This window comes from Moraxella sp. CTOTU46711, from assembly GCF_031975715.1.
Lineage (GTDB): Bacteria > Pseudomonadota > Gammaproteobacteria > Pseudomonadales > Moraxellaceae > Faucicola.
This window is the reverse complement of the sequence record NZ_DALYMP010000016.1, coordinates 1-1,252: the sequence shown is the minus strand read 5'-3', so window position 1 is coordinate 1,252 and position 1,252 is coordinate 1. Positions and strand designations below refer to the sequence as shown.

The window sequence follows — 1,252 nt, the reverse complement described above, 5'->3', positions numbered from 1 at the left end:
TTGTCGAAGAGCGGAGCCAAATTCGCCCTGCAACGGCTGAGGAAAAGCAAGGATTGGCTTACAACGCTATTGCCGCCCAAGCGGACATCGAGCTTGCTTAATGGTTAACCCATAGCAAAATGGCGCTAATTTAGCATGCCATTTTCAATCAAAACAATGGAAAATTACGATGAACGAAATCTGTAAAATTGACGATATCATCCCCGAAACAGGCGTGTGTGCGTTGGTAAACGGCGAGCAAGTGGCTATCTTTCGTACCCAAAATGATGACGTTTTTGCCATGCACAACTTTGACCCTTTTAGCCAAGCCAATGTTATCTCTCGTGGACTACTTGGTAGCTGTGAAATTGATGGACAAAAGGTACGATATGTCGCATCACCCATGTACAAACAACGCTTTGACTTGGCAACAGGTAAATGCATTGATGATGAGCAAGTGGCGTTAAAATCCTACCCTGTGAGCGTGACCAATGGCGTGGTAATGATTTAGTCTTTATTAACTGTAAGGACAGATTGAATTTGCCCAAACCTCGCACAACACTCTCACAAACATAAAAAAGGCATCAAAACCGCATGCTTTTTTTATGTTTTAGGTGGTGACAAAAATAGAGGGTAAGCAATCATCTCCCCCCCCTGTGTCAGCATAGTTATTCTTCTCGCTACCCACTGAGTAACTGATGAACTTTGGCTACAATATGGCTACAATCTGTACAGTCTTATCATCCCTACAATGCTACAATGCTACAATGCGGCATACGTTAAAGTAGGCGCATTTAATTGATGATACAGCGATACCACATCGCCCATAATCATCACCGCAGGCGATGGCAGTTTAGCGTCATTTTGCAATGCTTGAATAGTGCTTAGCGTAGCCACCAAAACTTGCTCGTTAGGACGACTAACATTGGCAATAATCGCAAATGGTGTATCGGCTGATTTACCTGCTTGCATCAAGCCTTGAGTCAGTGACGGTAAGGTATTTAATCCCATATAAAATACCACCGTTTGATTATCAGTAAGTAGTTCAGCGAATTGCTCGTTAGGCGTATCAGTCTTTAAAAACCCAGTAACAAACTTCACCGACTGGGCATGGTCACGATGAGTGAGCGGAATGTTAACACTATTAGAGACTGCTAATGCTGTTGTAATGCCTGCAATCGACTCACAGGCTACACCAGCGCTAATCACGGTTTGCATTTCTTCACCGCCACGCCCAAAGATAAACGGGTCACCCGACTTTAAGCGTACAATA

General features: G+C 43.8%; 2 protein-coding genes. One reads left to right on the top strand and one right to left on the bottom strand.

Annotation, left to right across the window (positions count from 1 at the left end; all coding sequences use genetic code 11):
- The first annotated feature begins 169 nt into the window (after positions 1-169).
- Positions 170-490, top strand: a complete 321-nt coding sequence (gene nirD / locus RTJ53_RS11870; protein ID WP_265104040.1) for a nitrite reductase small subunit NirD — start codon at positions 170-172, stop codon at positions 488-490.
- 251 nt (positions 491-741) lie between these two features.
- Here nirD and RTJ53_RS11865 read toward each other — a convergent pair.
- Positions 742-1,252, bottom strand: a 511-nt coding sequence (locus tag RTJ53_RS11865) for a uroporphyrinogen-III C-methyltransferase (RefSeq protein WP_312277090.1), incomplete at its 5' end; no start/stop codon positions are given.